Annotated in this window: 14 protein-coding genes and 5 tRNA genes; 10 read left to right on the top strand and 9 right to left on the bottom strand. The window is 69.6% G+C overall.

Annotated features, from left to right (window positions below; translation table 11 throughout):
- Positions 1 to 167 precede the first annotated feature (167 nt).
- Both ABR738_RS28875 and ABR738_RS28880 read right to left on the bottom strand, forming a co-directional pair.
- Entirely contained in the window at positions 168 to 581 is a 414-nt protein-coding gene (locus ABR738_RS28875; protein WP_100577622.1) for a roadblock/LC7 domain-containing protein, read from the bottom strand.
- Positions 582 to 590: 9 nt separating this feature from the next.
- The gene (locus ABR738_RS28880) at positions 591 to 4,391 is read right to left on the bottom strand and encodes a nitrate- and nitrite sensing domain-containing protein (RefSeq protein ID WP_350232871.1); all 3,801 of its coding nucleotides are present in this window, start codon (positions 4,389 to 4,391) and stop codon (positions 591 to 593) included.
- A 579-nt stretch (positions 4,392 to 4,970) separates the two neighbouring features.
- Here ABR738_RS28880 and ABR738_RS28885 point away from each other — a divergent pair.
- The 3 genes from ABR738_RS28885 to gltX all read left to right on the top strand — a co-directional run bounded on the left by ABR738_RS28885 (position 4,971) and on the right by gltX (position 7,709).
- A complete protein-coding gene (locus tag ABR738_RS28885; protein WP_350232872.1) occupies positions 4,971 to 5,177 on the top strand; it encodes a hypothetical protein in 207 nt (68 codons plus the stop codon).
- A 278-nt stretch (positions 5,178 to 5,455) separates the two neighbouring features.
- Positions 5,456 to 6,232: a fumarylacetoacetate hydrolase family protein gene (locus ABR738_RS28890; RefSeq protein ID WP_350232873.1), complete on the top strand. Its 777-nt coding sequence runs from the start codon at positions 5,456 to 5,458 to the stop codon at positions 6,230 to 6,232.
- Entirely contained in the window at positions 6,225 to 7,709 is a 1,485-nt protein-coding gene (gene gltX / locus ABR738_RS28895) for a glutamate--tRNA ligase (RefSeq protein WP_350232874.1), read from the top strand. Before ABR738_RS28890 ends, gltX begins: the two co-directional genes overlap by 8 nt.
- 68 nt (positions 7,710 to 7,777) lie before the next feature.
- On the opposite strand, the gene ABR738_RS28900 is transcribed toward gltX, so the two are convergent.
- The 6 genes from ABR738_RS28900 to ABR738_RS28925 form a co-directional block, all read right to left on the bottom strand.
- A complete protein-coding gene (locus tag ABR738_RS28900) occupies positions 7,778 to 8,443 on the bottom strand; it encodes a contact-dependent growth inhibition system immunity protein (RefSeq protein WP_350232875.1) in 666 nt (221 codons plus the stop codon).
- 9 nt (positions 8,444 to 8,452) lie between these two features.
- Positions 8,453 to 8,794 (bottom strand): RNase A-like domain-containing protein, encoded by a 342-nt coding sequence (locus tag ABR738_RS28905; protein ID WP_350232876.1) that lies wholly within the window; start codon positions 8,792 to 8,794, stop codon positions 8,453 to 8,455.
- Positions 8,795 to 9,150: 356 nt separating this feature from the next.
- Positions 9,151 to 9,729 (bottom strand): hypothetical protein, encoded by a 579-nt coding sequence (locus ABR738_RS28910; RefSeq protein ID WP_350232877.1) that lies wholly within the window; start codon positions 9,727 to 9,729, stop codon positions 9,151 to 9,153.
- A 27-nt stretch (positions 9,730 to 9,756) separates the two neighbouring features.
- On the bottom strand, positions 9,757 to 11,457 hold the full coding sequence (locus ABR738_RS28915; RefSeq protein WP_350232878.1) for an RNase A-like domain-containing protein: 1,701 nt from the start codon (positions 11,455 to 11,457) through the stop codon (positions 9,757 to 9,759).
- 197 nt (positions 11,458 to 11,654) lie between these two features.
- Entirely contained in the window at positions 11,655 to 11,954 is a 300-nt protein-coding gene (locus ABR738_RS28920; RefSeq protein WP_350232879.1) for a WXG100 family type VII secretion target, read from the bottom strand.
- Between the two features lie 26 nt (positions 11,955 to 11,980).
- Positions 11,981 to 12,391, bottom strand: a complete 411-nt coding sequence (locus ABR738_RS28925; RefSeq protein ID WP_350232880.1) for a WXG100 family type VII secretion target — start codon at positions 12,389 to 12,391, stop codon at positions 11,981 to 11,983.
- A gap of 221 nt (positions 12,392 to 12,612) precedes the next feature.
- Between ABR738_RS28925 and ABR738_RS28930 the strand changes: the two genes are divergently transcribed.
- The 7 genes from ABR738_RS28930 (at position 12,613) to ABR738_RS28960 (ending at position 14,692) form a co-directional block, all read left to right on the top strand.
- The gene (locus ABR738_RS28930; RefSeq protein WP_350232881.1) at positions 12,613 to 13,293 is read left to right on the top strand and encodes a DUF4241 domain-containing protein; all 681 of its coding nucleotides are present in this window, start codon (positions 12,613 to 12,615) and stop codon (positions 13,291 to 13,293) included.
- A gap of 77 nt (positions 13,294 to 13,370) precedes the next feature.
- The gene (locus ABR738_RS28935; RefSeq protein ID WP_350232882.1) at positions 13,371 to 14,090 is read left to right on the top strand and encodes an HAD family hydrolase; all 720 of its coding nucleotides are present in this window, start codon (positions 13,371 to 13,373) and stop codon (positions 14,088 to 14,090) included.
- Positions 14,091 to 14,178: 88 nt separating this feature from the next.
- A tRNA-Gln gene (locus ABR738_RS28940) sits at positions 14,179 to 14,250 on the top strand.
- A gap of 22 nt (positions 14,251 to 14,272) precedes the next feature.
- Positions 14,273 to 14,345, top strand: a tRNA-Glu gene (locus ABR738_RS28945).
- Between the two features lie 61 nt (positions 14,346 to 14,406).
- Positions 14,407 to 14,479: transfer RNA gene (locus ABR738_RS28950), tRNA-Glu, on the top strand.
- A gap of 16 nt (positions 14,480 to 14,495) precedes the next feature.
- Positions 14,496 to 14,567: transfer RNA gene (locus ABR738_RS28955), tRNA-Gln, on the top strand.
- Between the two features lie 52 nt (positions 14,568 to 14,619).
- Positions 14,620 to 14,692 (top strand) — tRNA-Glu (locus ABR738_RS28960).
- A 197-nt stretch (positions 14,693 to 14,889) separates the two neighbouring features.
- On the opposite strand, the gene ndgR is transcribed toward ABR738_RS28960, so the two are convergent.
- A complete protein-coding gene (gene ndgR / locus ABR738_RS28965; RefSeq protein ID WP_350232883.1) occupies positions 14,890 to 15,606 on the bottom strand; it encodes an IclR family transcriptional regulator NdgR in 717 nt (238 codons plus the stop codon).
- Between the last annotated feature and the right edge of the window lie 96 nt (positions 15,607 to 15,702).

Genomic DNA, 15,702 nt, shown 5'->3' on the forward strand with positions numbered 1-15,702 from the left:
GGCGGGGACAGCAAGGCATCTGCAAGCCGTCTGGCAGGGCCGGTGGGGGGAAGTGGTGCGGCCTGGACGGATGTTCTGCGTCGTGCGGGAGCCGTACGCGCCGGAGGGGGCGGCGCCTCGGCTCCCGACCCCCGGCCTCGCGAGCGGCTCGGCCGGGGGATTTGCGGTCAGTGGAGCAGGCTGCCCTGGAGCTCGGCGCGCAGGTCCGGAGTGAGGACACTGCCCGCGCGGTCGACCAGGAGAGCCATCTCGTAGCCCACCAGGCCGATGTCGCACTCCGGGTGCGCCAGTACGGCCAGGGAGGAACCGTCGGACACGGACATCAAAAAGAGGAAGCCACGCTCCATCTCCACCACGGTCTGGGCGACGCTGCCGCCCTCGAAGATCCGGGAGGCCCCGGCGGTCAGCGAGGTCAGACCGGACGCCACGGCGGCCAGCTGGTCGGCGCGGTCGCGCGGGAAACCTTCGGACATGGCGAGGAGCAGGCCGTCGGCGGAGACCACCACTGTGTGGGACACCCCTGGGGTGTTGTCCACGAAGTTGGTGATCAACCAGTTCAGGTTCTGTGCCGCCTGGCTCATCGGACTCAACTAACGCTCCTGCTGGTGAGTGGGGTCCACGTGGAAGCTGCCGGTCGGGCCGTTGTTGGCCTGCCGGCCCTGCTGGATGCCCCGGCGGAGATTGGTCAGCCGGCCGCGCACGTCGTCGGGCGCCCGGGAGACCTGGGGTCCTGCCTGGTGGTTCTGCTGTTGTGCGGTGCCCGGCACCAGGTTGGCGCGCGGGACCCGCTTGGGAAGACCGGACGTGGTGATGCCGCCGGCGGCGGGCTTGCGGGCCCGCTCGGCCTGGCGCACCAGGTCGTCGTTGGGTGAACTGCGCCAGGCGCCGGTGCCGTTGGCCGTGGCACCCGAGCCGTTCGTGCCGTTGGCGCCGCTCTCACGGACCGGACGGCGCTCGGGCAGGGGCTGCTGCGGGGCCTGCTGCGACGGCGCGGCGCTCTCCTGCGGCAGGCTGCCCTGCTGGGCCTGCTGCTGGAACCAGTTGGTCTCCAGCGTGTCGTACAGCGGGGTGCGCCCGTCACCGGCGCCGGCCGGCGGCAGCGCCTCCGGTCCCGGCTGCGCGGGCAGGCTTCCCACCGGCTGGCGCGGGGCGCCGAAGTCGTTGCCGTCGTTGTGCCGGCGCGGGGCGCCCTGACCGAAGGCTTGTCCCTGCTGCGCCTCTTGCTGCGGCCCTTGCTGCGGCGTCTGCTGCTGGTACTGCTGCGGCTGCGCGGGCTGCGGCGCGGGCGGGCGCGGCGCGTTGAAGTCGGGCCGGGCGTACTGACCGGTGTTCGACGGGCCCTGGAGGTCGTCGGCGCCGGGACGCCCGTACTGACCGGCGTCACCGCCCTGGCCGGGACGCGTGTACTGGCCGGTGTCGGACAGGTCCTGGCCTGGGCGGGCGTACTGGCCGGTGTCCGAGGGGTCGCCGAAGCCGTTGTAGGAGCCGGGGCGCTCGAACTGGCCGGTCGCGGCCGGACCTTGCGGGGCGGGCGCGCCGAACACGTCGGGCCGGACGAACTGGCCGGTGCCCGACGAGGACTGGTCCTGCCGCGAGCCCGGCGGGGGCCCGTCGAAGTCGGGCCTGGCGAACTCGGCGGTGGCGCCGGGACCCTGATGGTCGTCGAGCGCGGGGCGGGGGTACTGGCCCGTGTGCTGCTCCGGCTCCTCGTGGCCACGCGGGGCGTCGAGGGCCGAGGACGGGTCGCTGCCCCAGCTCGCGGCCTGCGGCCGGACCGGCTGCGGGCCCTGCGGGTTGCCACCGGGCAGCTCGGCGCGCGGGGCGCCGGGCGGCGGGGTGATGGGACGGTCACCCCGGCGCGGGGCGGCCGGGGGAGTGGCCGGGCCGGCGCCGAAGGCGGACTGCTGGTTCTGCTGGGGGGCCTGGCCCTGTCCGGGCCGGCCCTGCTGCGGGCCGCCGTCGCGGGGCGGCAGCGCGGCGCGCGGACCCGGGGCGCCTGAGACCTGGCCGCGCGGGGCGCCCGCGCCGAGCCGGCTGCCGGAGCCGCCGTTGGCGCTGCCGAGCGGGCCCGCGGCGAGACCGGCACGCGAGGGCGGACCGCCCGCGAGACCGGGACGGCCGCCCTGGCCCGCCGGTGCCTGCGGCTGACCGGCACCCGGCTTGCCGGGCATCTTCTTGCCGCCCTGGGCGACATCGACGGGCAGCATGACGAGCGCGGTCGTGCCACCGGAGTCGGAGGGGCGCAGCTGGATGCGGATGCCGTGTCGCAGGGACAGGCGGCCGACCACGAACAGACCCATGCGGCGCGAGACCGAGACGTCCACGGTGGGCGGCGACGCAAGCCGCTCGTTGATCGCGGCAAGGTCCTCGGGGGAGAGGCCGATGCCGGTGTCGTGGATCTCGACCAGCACGCGGCCGTCGGGCAGCGCGTGACCGGTGACGCGCACCTTGGTCTGCGGCGAGGAGAACGAGGTCGCGTTCTCAAGCAGCTCGGCGAGCAGGTGCACGAGGTCGTTGACCACGCGTCCGGCGACCTCGGTGGCGGGCACGGCGGCCAGCTCGATGCGCTCGTACTGCTCCACCTCGGACGCGGCGGCGCGCAGCACGTCGACCAGCGGGACCGGGCGCGTCCAGCGCCGGCCCGGCTCCTCACCGGCGAGGACGAGGAGGTTTTCGCCGTTACGGCGCATACGGGTCGCGAGGTGGTCCAGCTTGAACAGCGAGGACAGCTGGTCGGGGTCGGCCTCACGGGACTCCAGCTCGGAGATGAGCGAGAGCTGACGCTGGATGAGACCCTGCGAGCGGCGCGAGAGGTTGGTGAACATCGCGTTGACGTTGCCTCGCAGCAGGGCCTGCTCGGCGGCGAGGCGGACGGCCTCGCGGTGCACGTCGTCGAAGGCCGCGGCCACCTTGCCGATCTCGTCTCGCGAGTGCACGCCGACCGACTCCACGGACGTGTCGACGTCCTGCGGGTCGGACTCGGAGAGCTGCTTGACGAGCTCGGGCAGACGGTCCTGGGCGACCCGCGTCGCGGTGTCCTGGAGGCGGCGCAGCGAGCGGATCATGGAGCGGGCCACGATGAACGCGCCGACCAGCGAGACGCCGAGGACGACGAGGATCAGCACACCGTTGAGGATCGCGTCGCGCTGCGAGGAGTCGCGCAGCTCGCGCGCCTTCTGCTCCATCTCACCGAGCAGCGTCTGCTCGATGGTCTTCATCTGGTTGATCTTGTTGGAGTCCTGGTCGTACCAGTCCAGGTAGGAGCGCCGCTGCTCCTGGGCCATCGCGCCGGTGTTCTTGAGCACGTGCTGGGAGTAGGCGTTGGCCGCGGTGATCTCCGCGTTGCCCTTATCCAGCGGGGCCATCAGCACGGTGGCGTTGCCGCCGTTGGCCTCGTACACGTTCTGGAACGAGGCGAGGGCCTGGCGCTCGCCGTCCTGGGCGGCCTTGGCGTAGAGGCGGTCGGGCTCCAGGAGGTTGCCGGCCTTGTCCTTGGTGGCGGGCAGCGCGGCGGCGATGATCGCGCGCTGCACGGAGGCGTACTCCTTGGCGGAGGAGAACGCCGCGAGCGCACGGGTCCGCTTGATCATCTCCGGGTTGGAGGTGGCCTGTGCCATGTCCTGCGAGAGGCTGAGCAGACCGCGGATGAGACGGCTGTAGGACTCGACCGTCTGGGAGTCGGTGGAGCCGTCCTTGTAGGCGGTCTTGCGGATGCTCTCCAGGTCCTGGAGCTGGATGGCGATGTTGGTGACGTTGCGCCGGATCGACTCCAGGGCGTCGTCGTTCTCCGTGCCGCTGATGTCCTGGGTCGTGTTGATGAACGACTTCTTGACCAGGTCGGTGGCCGAACGGTCGGTCTGGACGCGGGCGTCGGAGGTCCCGGTGGAGAGCGGGCCCGCGGAGTCGTCGCGCTCGGTCTGGAGCGCGGCGGCCAGCTCGGTGGCCTGCTTGGTCATGTCGGTGAGCAGCTGCATGTGGTCGAGCTGCTGCATGTCGTTCATCGACTGGTTGATGCGCAGACCGCCCAGGGTGGTCGCGGCGACCACGGGCAGGGCGAGCAGGGCGACCAGACGCGTCGAGATGCGCCAGTTGCGCAGGGCTATTCGGGAGCCGGTGTCGACCGGTCCCGTCGCCTTGCGTTCGGCGCCCTGCTGGTCGTCACCGGAGGCGCCGGAGGGACCGGAGGCGCCGGGGGAGCCGGACGCGCCGGAAGGCCCGCTGGTGCGCGCCGTCTGACCGTTCGCCTCGCCGGCCGGCGAACCGGATGGATTCTCGGGGCCCCGGGGGTTCTGGGCGTGCTGGGGCGAGGAACTGGCTGTCTTGGAACCAGTCCCACCCTGCGGCTCCTGCTCCGCCGCAGCGCTGCCATCCCTCTTGAAACGTCCCTGCACTAGCGTCGCAACCTCTGGACCAGGCGTCCCTCCGCACAGGCGGATGGGACGGTGTCGGCGTCATGGGGGCACTGCGCGCCCCCTGTGTGGTCTGAGTGACCGGCGCTTGTCCTGCTCCCCCTCCCGCCGCTCACCCGGCGCTGCGTTGCGCCCCTGCGCGCCGGTCAGTGACCCGCGGCGGTGCGTGGAATTCCAGCACAGTGCCGGATCTCCAACAAGGCCCGCGCCCCGCACCGTGACGTGAGTGACACATTGTGAGTATCGCGTCACAACATGTAGAAAGTGATCGCGGAGGAAACGGACTTTTGCTTACGAGTCGCTTACGGGTGGGGGGTGTCCCAGTCGCGATGATCAGGAGCGGAATGAGCGTTTCAATACCGTAATGTCCGTTCCGGGAAGGGTAGTTGACGGACCTTTATATCCCTTTTGTGGCTTCATTCGTGAGCAAACTCACATGTTGATCGCCGTCTCTACGGTCCTTTGCCGGGAATTCGAATGTTTAGCCTGACGCTTTACAGGGATAGCCACACCGACCGCCGGCGCCCCGGGGTGCCCGAAACGACAGGGTTCGCAGCAGAGATGAAGACGACGATGAGCATCCGGAACATAGCCAACCCGCGCCGCACCACCCTCGCGCACCTCGCGGACGCCGAAGAGCTTCAGCGGGCGGCCCAGCCGGAGCACACCGTCGACCTGCCGGCCCAGACGGCCAACCCGCGCCGCACCATCTTGATGACGGCGCCCGTCACGCCCGCCCCCGCCGAGCCCACGCCCGTAGCGGGCTGACCCCGCGCGGCCCGCGCCCGCAGCGGGCTCCGGCGTCCCCCGCCTGACGCGCGCCCCCGCAGCGGGCTCCGGGCCCCGCATGACGCGCCCCCCGTAGCAGGCCGGCCCCGCACGACGCGTGCCCCCGCGGCGGCCGGGCGCCCATGGCGCGCGCCCCTCGGCCCTCGCCGGTCGCGCCGCCGCGCGCACCCGCACAGCCGGTGTCCCCGTCCGCGTTAGCCTGGAGCGTCAGACACCGGCCAGTACCAGACACAGCGAAGTGAGGGGCGACAGCACTCGTGCGCATCGCCAGGTTCTCCATCGACGGCAATGTCGCCTTCGGGGCTGTCGAGGGCGACAGCCCCGACAGCCTCGTGCTCGACATCATCAAGGGCATCCCGTACGCGGACTTCGAACTCTCGGGCACGAAAGTCCCGCTGAGCAAGGTCCGTCTCCTGCCGCCCGTGCTCCCCAACAAGGTCGTGGCCATCGGCCGCAACTACGCGGAACACGCCAAGGAGCTCGGCAATGAGGTCCCGGACGTGCCGGTCGCCTTCTTCAAGCCGACCACCTCGGTCATCGGCTCCGGCGACTCCATCGAGTACCCCTCCTTCTCCAACGAGCTGCACCACGAGGCCGAGCTCGCCGTCGTCATCGGCCGCATGTGCCGCGAGGTCCCGCGCGAGCGCGTCAAGGACGTCATCTTCGGCTACACCTGCGCCAACGACGTCACCGCCCGCGACGTGCAGCAGCGCGAGAAGCAGTGGGCCCGGGCCAAGGGCTTCGACACCTCCTGCCCGCTCGGCCCCTGGGTGGAGACCGACCTGGACCCGAGCGACCTCGCCATCCAGGCCACCGTCAACGGCGAACAGCGCCAGCTCGGGCGCACCGCCGACATGGTCCGCTCCATCGAGGACCTGGTCGTCCACATCACCGAGGCCATGACGCTGCTCCCCGGCGACGTCATCCTCACCGGCACCCCGGCCGGGGTCGGCCCCCTCAACGTCGGCGACGAGGTCGCCGTCACCATCGAAGGCATCGGCACTCTCACCAACAGGGTGATCAAGCGTGGCTAACCCCCTGGACGCGGACGTCCGCGTTCGTTTCTGTCCCTCCCCGACCGGCAACCCGCACGTGGGCCTGGTCCGCACCGCCCTGTTCAACTGGGCCTTCGCCCGGCACCACGGCGGCACGCTCGTCTTCCGCATCGAGGACACCGACGCGGCGCGCGACAGCGAGGAGTCGTACAACCAGCTCCTGGACTCCATGCGCTGGCTCGGCTTCGACTGGGACGAGGGCCCCGAGATCGGCGGCCCGCACGCGCCCTACCGCCAGTCGCAGCGCATGGACATCTACCGGGACATCGCCGAAAAGCTGCTCGCCGGGGGTTACGCGTACAACTGCTACTGCACCACCGAGGAGCTTGACGCCCGCCGCGAGGCCGCCCGCGCCGCCGGCAAGCCCTCCGGCTACGACGGCCACTGCCGCGATGTGAGCGCCGAGCAGAAGCAGGCGTACGAGGCCGAGGGCCGCAGCCACGTCGTGCGCTTCCGGATGCCCGACGAGGCCACCACCTTCACGGACCTGGTCCGCGGCGAGATCACCGTCCAGGCGGAGAACGTCACCGACTACGGCATCGTCCGTGCGAACGGCGCCCCGCTGTACACGCTGGTCAACCCGGTCGACGACGCCCTGATGGAGATCACCCACGTCCTGCGCGGCGAGGACCTGCTCTCCTCGACCCCGCGCCAGATCGCGCTCTACAAGGCGCTGATCGAGCTGGGCATCGCCAAGGAGATCCCCGCTTTCGGCCACCTGCCGTACGTGATGGGTGAGGGCAACAAGAAGCTCTCCAAGCGCGACCCGCAGGCGTCCCTGAACGTCTACCGCGACCGCGGCTTCCTCCCCGAGGGCCTGCTCAACTACCTCTCCCTCCTGGGCTGGTCGTTCTCCGCGGACCAGGACGTCTTCTCGATCCAGGACATGGTCGCGAAGTTCGACATCGCCGACGTGAACGCCAACCCGGCCCGCTTCGACCTGAAGAAGGCCGAGTCCATCAACGCGGACCACATCCGCATGCTGGACGAGAAGGCGTTCGCGGCGGCCTGCGAGCCGTGGCTGCGCGCCCCGCACGCCAACTGGGCCCCGGAGTCCTTCGACGAGCGGGCCTGGCAGGCGATCGCGCCGCACGCCCAGACCCGGGTGACGGTCCTCTCCGACATCACGGCCAATGTCGACTTCCTCTTCCGTGACGAGCCGGTCGAGGACGAGGCGTCCTGGTCCAAGGCGATGAAGGAGGGCTCGGGCGCGCTGCTGCGCACGGCCCGCGAGAAGCTGGAGTCGGCGGACTGGACGTCGCCGGAGTCCCTGAAGAACGCGGTCCTCGCGGCCGGCGAGCAGCACGGCCTGAAGCTCGGCAAGGCCCAGGCCCCGGTCCGCGTGGCGGTCACCGGCCGCACGGTCGGCCTCCCGCTCTTCGAGTCCCTGGAGATCCTGGGCAAGGAGAAGACGCTGGCGCGGATCGACACGGCCCTGACGAAGCTGACGGCCTAGCCGCGGGCAGCAGTACGCGAACGAGGGGCGGCAGCCGGCCGGCTGCCGCCCCTCGGTTCTGCGCGGGTTCAGACGGCGTGGCGCCCGGCCAGCCGGTCGGCGAGGAGGATGAGCCACGCGCCGGGGGAGTAGGGCGCCGGCGGGTCCACCTCCATGCCCAACTCCGCGATGGCCAGGGCGTATTGGGATTCGTCCAGGTCCAGGGCGGCCAGCTCGTGCAGCTCCCCGATGACGCCGGCGAGGAGCGAGGGATCCGTGCTGTCCCGGTAGTCCCGGATCGCGGCATCGTGATCGTCGAACTCCTCCGGCATGTCCTGCGAGAACCAGCCGCCGAGCAGCTGCCCGAGCTCGGGGAAGCGGGCGTGCCACTCCCAGTGCGTGGCGGGAGGGGCGGGACGCGGCGCCTCACCCTGCTCGATGCTGCGCCTGAGGTGGTCGGCGAGGAGGGCGAGCCAGCCCTGGATCTCTTCGTCACTCCGTCCCACATCCGGCACCGGGTAGAACTCGCCGAGCCGTTGTCTCAGTCGGCCTGGAGGGTGCTGGGCGTACTCCCGCAGCTGCTGCTCGGCGACGGCGAGTGCCCACGGCCGGGAGTGCCAGGTGTACCGGACGTATGCGTCGAGCGCGGGGCTGCGCCGCTCGGGGGTATCGGCGGCTTCCTGCCCGAGATAGGCGCGCATGACTTGGTCCAACTCGCCGTAGTGCGTGTCGTGTTGCAGAGGCCTCAGGGACATCGGACCGCCTCAGAGGTAGATCGGGAAGGTGGCGTGTACGGTGAACCCGTGTGGGCTGGACTCACTGCGCCGCAGCACGACCCGCGCCGCCCGCACCTCGATCGCGCCCCGGCCGGCCAGCGACATCGCCTGGAGCAGCACCCGGCCCACGGCTTCTTCCCGCGACGGCCACGCGGCCTCGATTGTGAGCCGCGCACGTGTCGACTGCGCGAGCCAGCGGTGAATGTCCTGCTCGTTGCGTGTGACGACGTGCTGGGTCGCCCACTGAGCGGTTTCGCGGTCGGGATAGGTGGCGGCGCGGTTGGGAACGGCCCCGCCGGCTTCCGGGTCGCTCGCGCTGGTGATGCTCATGGGGCCCTCCGGGAGGCGTTGTCAGGCGTTGTCAGGCGGCCGCGGGGGCCGGCCGGGTCGTGGGGCGTCGGCCTGGGAACGTCCAGCCGCGTGGTGCACAGCAGGACGAGCAGCTGTTGCACGGATAACAATTGGCCTCGGCTCGCACTGCCATGCCGTCAGCCCGCCTGCGAGCGCGGCCCCGCGGCGACGACGGTGTACCGCCGGTCGTAGATCGTCAGGGCCTGTGTCCGGGCGGCGGTTGTTCCTCGTGCCGACCCGGCGGCTCTGCCGCAGTTCGTTGCCAATTGATCAGTGCAGCCACCCTATTCGGTCGTGCCTGCGGTTCGTGCTCTGAATTTCGCCCTCATTCAATCTTAGACAGGGTTGAACGACCAGAAAATACCGACTTCGGAGTCCGATACGACCGCGAGGCCGTAATCCGCAGTATATTCCGTGAAGGGAGTCCACCCGGGACCGACATCGCGCGCGTCAAGGTTTGGTGTTCTTGTTTCTCTGGCCTCGGCAAGATTTGTGTAGCATGTGCACGTTTTCGCAAATCGGGACATTATCGTTCTGGCCGCAGCCAGCAAACTTTCGGGGTCCTTCTGGAATCCCGGAACTTCTGTGATGTGGCACCAGTCGTTCATGAGCGCGACGAGCAACCGTTCTGCGCTTCCGGCGTCGATCTCATGAAGATTGCGAGAGATCTGTTCGGCGGAACCGACATTGAACGGAAAGCCTCTCCGGTCGACTCCGGCCGGCTGGTCGTGCTTGTTGCTGTCCCAGTCCTGGCCGGCCCAACCGCGTGGGTCCGATACGTCCCGCCGCATGACGGCCCATGCGTCTGCATCCCATGAGGTGTTGCTTCTGGGGCCAACGGAAACGAAGACGTACTCATCCTCGTACAGAGTGGTGAGCGCAGCGGCCCATGTTTCACGCGTTGTTGTATGCATGGGACTTCCAAAGGGGTGAGCTCGGCTTCACACGGCAGGCATGGAAGTAAGCACGGAAAACGGAGGGATCAGGCTCGGATCGTATCGAAGGATGGTCTTGGTCCTGTGTGCCTCCACGGCCCGAGCGTCCAGTCCTTGGTACTTGAATCCTGTTCCTGCCGCGCCTGGTACTGGCTGCTTGCTGACTGAGTGCCCGGTGACGCGACCGTCTGGAGCGGTGCTGATAAAAGCCTCTTTGTCTCCGACGGCGGGAGGGCCTGACAACCACGTCTGAATTTCTGAGGTTCTCTGGTCGATGTTGTTCTGAGTGAACACTTGGGCTTCTTCCGCATTCTTGAAGGAGGAAGATGCGCCAATTTTTGGCTTTCCGTGAAGCCAAGTGCCCGAGGGGGGATCTCCTTGGTCTCGGAGCCGCTGGGCCAGCTGCGCGTCGCTTTTTCCGATGTGTTTGTCCAGGGTGTGGCCGTCATGCAGGAATTCTTGAGAATCGAGGTCGACGGGAAACGTGTGACTGGAAGCCATGCTTCCCGGGACGGTCCAGCTGTGCTCATCTTTGAATTCGTTCAGCGCCCTGGCTCCGACGCCCTCCGCCCTGGCTTCCTCGGCCTCGTACCGGGGGACACTCAGATGGGCTTCGTCGAGCGGATCCATCAGCTTGTGCAACCCGTCGGCCAGCGTCTTGACCGTGCTGTTATAGGTGTCGACTGCCGAGTCGAGCCGCCCCGTGTCCAGGTTGTTGATGAACTCGACGGCGAGCTCGAACAGCCCGCCCTCCAGCACCGTTTCGAGGATGTCACCGAAGTCGTTTACCTTCAGCGTCTTGTACGCGGACTCGCGATAGACGTCGGTGATCACCGACCGCGCCTTTGCCACCGCCGTACCGAAATGCGTACACGCGTCGGCCAGGGAGCGGGCGGTGTCTTCCAGAACTCCCAGGGCGGGCTTCTGGCCACCGGAGTGGTTCCAGTTCTGGCCCTCACGGCTCTGACCCCAGGCCGTCGTCCCCCAGATGCTGCCGCAGAACTGCTTCATCGCGTCCTGCCACTCGCTGTGCCCGGACGCCGGGTTGGTGATGTAGGCGATGGCCCCGTCGAAGGCGTCGCCGGCCGCCCTGGCGTCCTTGGCGGCGGCGGTCCAGGCGGCCGCGATCTCCGGCAGGGCGAGATCGTCACCGCCCGGCGTGACGTCCGCGACCTTGCCGTGCCGCAGCGCATCCCGCAGGACCGGCAACAGGACATCCTGTGCGAACGAGCCGGCCACCGCCAGCACATCGCTGATGATCCGGCCACCGAAAGCGTCCCGCGAGCCATGGCCCCAGCCCAGCTCGGCGACCGGCCAGTACGGGGACGAGGTCTGGATCACATCCGGTTCGGGCGTGAGACGGAGAGCCGGAGCCATCTTGGGGTCGGAGTGGTACTCGGCCCGCACGTAGTTGTTGGCCGTGACGGTCAGACCGACCGCGGCGCCGCCGACTCCGACAACCGCTTTGGCCCACACCTCTATGAAACGCTTCGAGACCGTCGCATAGACCGCCGCGAAAGCCTCGGGCCCGCTGCCGCGCCCACCGGCGTGAGCGTGCTCGTCGAGCAAGGACAGCAGACGGATGGGACCCTCGGAGAAGTCGTACTGCTGATTTCGCAGAAGGTACGACGTGTAGTAGAGGTGCGGCGGGCTGACGTCGAATCCGTTGCCGGGGTCCGGTGGCGCGGCGGGCTTGAGTGCCGCCACTTCCCCGGCCCGCCGTCGACGTGCCGACCCCGTGTCCTCGCGGGAGATGTCGTTGCCCTGCGGGTCCTTGAGGGAACCGGGCGAAGGAGTGGGACGCGCGCTGCTCGGCGGCGTCGGGCCCGCCCCCGTGGGAGGCAGCGGGGTGGTCGATGGTGAGGGCGTGGCCGACGGGGAAGGTGACGGGGACGGCGGGGTCATCAGAGCGCGCCCCAGCCCCTCAACACGGCCCGGTGGGCGGCCGCGTAGTTCGCGTGGCCCGTGGTGACGACCTCGTGGAGCCAGGCCTGGCGGGCCTGGAGGTCCCGCATGTCCCGGTCCCAGCGGTCGAGTTCGTCGATGAACGCCTCCCGGGCCTCCCCGTGCCAGGTGAGGACGGTCTTCTCCGTGCGGTCGTACAGGGTGCCCAGGTTCTCGTTGAGCCGCTTGTAAACGTCTTCCAGCTCGCCCGCGAGATGGCGCAGCGCCGCGAAGTCGACGGATATGTGGTCGTCGGACATGGTGGTACCGCCCCCCGGGTATGGATTTACAGGTTGTCCAGGCTGCTGCGCGGAGCGCTCGGCGGCGCTCGCAGAGCGTCGGCCTCGTGCTCGACGTCGACGTGCGACTGGACTTTGCGCAGGGACGCCAGAACCTCGAGTTCTCGCTGGGTGAAGCCGTCGCGGCTCATCAGGACCGCTTCCTGGACCACCCGCAGGGTCTCGCGGATGCGCACCGCGTCCTTGGCGGCGCCCCGGTGCAGATCGCGGTAGGCGGAGCCCGTCGCGCCCAGCCAGCCGGCCTGGATCCGGTCGACGATGCCGTCCATCCGACGGACCTGGTCGTCCAAGTGCCGCCGCATGTCCTCGAGGTCGCGGGCCAGTTCCGTCAGGCCGTCGTCGTCCGGCGTCCTGAGATCCGGTTTGCCCTGCATGCCGCCCCGCCCCCCGTGGCTCATGACCCCGCGCGCTTCACCCTGCGCACTTGACCCCGCGCGCTTGTCCCTACGCGGCGACCCTAACAACGCGCCGCCGAGCCACGGAAGTTGCATCCCGGACACCAGGCGCCCCGATCGTCGTCACATCCGGCTTCGTTGTCAGTGGCCCGAGTTATGTTCTTCGGGCAGGGCGGACAACCGCTGTGCGCCGCCCCCCGTCACGCCGCCTCCCGGGAGACCCCATGCCCATGCCCGCCCCCGACTTCTCCTGGCACTTCACTCCGGGCAACACGTTCACCGAGGAGACGGGGACCACCGGCACGCTCGCGGTTGTCCCCGGTGGGGAGTTGTGGCTGCACACCGGGCGGGTCATCGCCTGCGATCCGTTCGTCGCGCTCGGGGCGGGAGAGGCCGAGCCGTTCACGGCGGAGGTGGCGCCGGGGCGCTACCGGGTGGAGGCGGCCATCGCGACGCTCGTGCGGGAGGGGGAGCCCGAGGCGGAGGGCCCGCATCTGCGGGTCGCCGCCGCGCGGCTCGTCATCAAGGACGCCCCCGCCATGACGTGGGAGCTCGCGCTCCAGGCGGGGCAGGACCTCGCCGAACTGGATGAGGACGAGTTCTTCGGCTACGGGGTCGACGCCGGCACCGGATGTTTCTACGACGCGGCATCCGACGGGTCATTCCCCGACTGCGTGGGCGACGAGGGCCCGCTGTGGGACGCCTTCGACACCGTTCCGCCCACGCCTGGCCCCCACACCGTGACCGACCCGGCCACCGGCCACAACCTGATCGCCTTCACCTCCGGCTGGGGCGACGGCGTCTACCCCACCTGGATAGGGCGCGACGAAGCGGGCGCGGTCACCTGCTTCGTCACCGACTTCTTCGTCGTCCCCGCCGAGGCCCTGCCCCCGCTCGCCCCCTGACCCGGCGCGCCCCGCGCTCGTACCCGCATATGCCACAAGGGTGTCCGCTGGCCGGACGCCGGGCCTAAGCTCGAGGCATGGCCATCCGCGCCGTCCTCTGGGACATCGACGACACGATCTTCGATTATGCCGCTGCCTCCCGCTCCGGGATGCGGGCCCACCTGGACATCGAGGGGCTGCCCCGCGCCTACGCGACCCTGGACGCGGCGCTCGACGCCTGGGACGAGCTCACCGCCCGGCACTGGGCGCGGTTCGCCGCGGGGGAGACCGACTGGCACGGGCAGCGGCGCGACCGGGTGCGGTCGTTCCTGGACGACGAGGTGAGCGACGAGAGCGCCGACGCCTGGTTCGACCGCCACATCGCGCATTACGAGGCCGCCTGGAGCCTCTTCCCCGACACCCTGCCCGTGCTCGACGTGCTCGCCGTGGACTACCGGCACGCCGTCCTGTCCAACTCCTCCCTGCGCAACCAGGAGCGCAAGCTGCGGATCCTGGGTGTGCGGGACCGGTTCGAGGCGCTGCTGTGCGCCGCCGAACTCGGCGTCGCCAAACCGCACCCCGACGCCTTCCTCGCCGGATGCACGGCGCTCGGGCTGCCGCCCGAGGAGGTCGTCTACGTGGGCGACCAGCCGGACATCGACGCGCGCGGCGCGGTCCAGGCGGGGCTCAAGGCGGTCTGGCTGGATCGGGCCGGCGCGGGCGGACGCCCCGAGCTCGTCCGCATCACGGGACTCGGCCAGCTCCCTGACCTCCTGCGGCGCGATACCCGTTTTGGAGCGCCGGACACCTTCGGGTAATGTTCTTCCTGCGCCGAGGGGAGCGGGAGAAAAGCCCCGAACCGAAAGCGCAAGCCAAACAGAACTCCCGGTGGGAGTTGCGTTTTGGTGGGCTATGGTGTAATTGGCAGCACGACGGTTTCTGGTTCCGTTAGTCTAGGTTCGAGTCCTGGTAGCCCAGCTCGCAGAGCTTTATCTGCAAGGCCCCCGTTGTGTAGCGGCCTAGCACGCCGCCCTCTCAAGGCGGTAGCGCCGGTTCGAATCCGGTCGGGGGTACAGATCCTTCCCGTGGGATCATCAGGGTCGCACCCGGTGAACTCGACGCAGGATCGCTAGGGCCCCCGTTGTGTAGCGGCCTAGCACGCCGCCCTCTCAAGGCGGTAGCGCCGGTTCGAATCCGGTCGGGGGTACTGGTCTAAACCACCATGGGCTATGGTGTAATTGGCAACACTACGGTTTCTGGTACCGTCATTCTAGGTTCGAGTCCTGGTAGCCCAGCGGGTCATGTCAAGATCCTGGATCTTCTTCGAGGGTCCGAAAACGCAGGTAGGCCCCCGTTGTGTAGCGGCCTAGCACGCCGCCCTCTCAAGGCGGTAGCGCCGGTTCGAATCCGGTCGGGGGTACGCACAGAGAAATGGCCCTTCGCATCTTGCGGAGGGCCTTTTCGTCTGCCCTCGACCCTAGCGACCCCCTCAAGCCCTCGCGACCCCCTTCGCCCTCGCAACCCCCTTTCATTCAGGCCGGGTTGAGCGCCCCCGGACACACCTCCGGCCCACCGCTGCGGCGTTGAAGCGGTGAGCCGGTAAGTGGCAGTAGGGACTCAGCCGTTGCGGCGCAGTGCCTCCGACAGGCGGGCGGCCGCGTCGATGATCGCCTGGGCGTGCATCCGGCCCGGGTGCCGGGTCAGGCGCTCGATGGGGCCTGAGACCGACACGGCTGCCACCACCCGGTTCGAGGGGCCGCGCACCGGCGCCGACACCGAGGCCACGCCCGGCTCGCGCTCGCCGATCGACTGCGCCCAGCCCCTGCGCCGTACCCCGGAGAGCGCCGTCGCCGTGAAGCGGGCGCCCTGGAGGCCCCGGTGCAGGCGCTCCGGCTCCTCCCAGGCCATCAGGATCTGGGCGGACGAGCCGGCCTTCATGGTCAGCGTGGAGCCGACCGGCACGGTGTCGCGCAGACCCGAAAGCCGCTCGGCGGCCGCCACGCAGATGCGCATGTCGCCCTGTCGCCGGTAGAGCTGGGCGCTCTCGCCCGTCACATCGCGCAGATGCGTCAGGACCGGCCCGGCCGTGGCCAGCAGGCGGTCCTCGCCGGCCGCCGCGGCGAGCTCGGCGAGGCGCGGGCCGAGGATGAAACGGCCCTGCATGTCCCGAGCGACTATCCGGTGGTGTTCCAGTGCCACGGCGAGGCGATGTGCCGTGGGTCGTGCGAGCCCTGTGGCCGCGACCAGACCTGCGAGGGTGGCCGGACCGGACTCCAGAGCGCTCAAGACAAGGGCAGCCTTGTCCAGAACGCCGACGCCGCTAGAGTTGTCCATGCAACGATATTCCCGTCTCACTCTGTGAAACGCAAGTTCAATTTTCTCCGGAAGTCGTCAAGCTGTACTGGTGATCCGTACAACGGATCGCGGCCT

Source organism: Streptomyces sp. Edi4 (genome assembly GCF_040253615.1).
Lineage (GTDB): Bacteria > Actinomycetota > Actinomycetes > Streptomycetales > Streptomycetaceae > Streptomyces.